Here is a 239-nt window from a genome sequence, read left to right as displayed (position 1 = left end):
ATCAGCGGCTTTGCAATGTCTCTGTTGAGCTGCTGCATATTTCTGTTGTCCGATTCGTTCATCATGGTGATCACAGCCAGGCTGCTCGCCGGTATGACCGCGGCGATGTGGGTGATGGCAACCGTTTTATACTCGCAGTATTTTACAAAAGATCAATCATCAAAAGCGATGGGCATCCTGCAGTTTTTAACGGTCCTTCCCCAATTCATCAGCATGGCAGTCAGCGGCTACCTCGTCCA

General features: G+C 49.8%; 1 protein-coding gene. It reads left to right on the top strand.

Annotated features, from left to right (window positions below):
* Positions 1-15: 15 nt before the first annotated feature.
* On the top strand, positions 16-239 hold a 224-nt coding region (locus CH339_RS25970), incomplete at its 3' end, for an MFS transporter (protein WP_368731669.1).

It is taken from the genome of Rhodobium orientis (genome assembly GCF_003258835.1).
GTDB classification, from domain to species: domain Bacteria; phylum Pseudomonadota; class Alphaproteobacteria; order Rhizobiales; family Rhodobiaceae; genus Rhodobium; species Rhodobium orientis.
The sequence above is the reverse complement of the archived record's forward strand: the minus strand, read 5'-3'. Positions and strand labels throughout refer to the sequence as shown.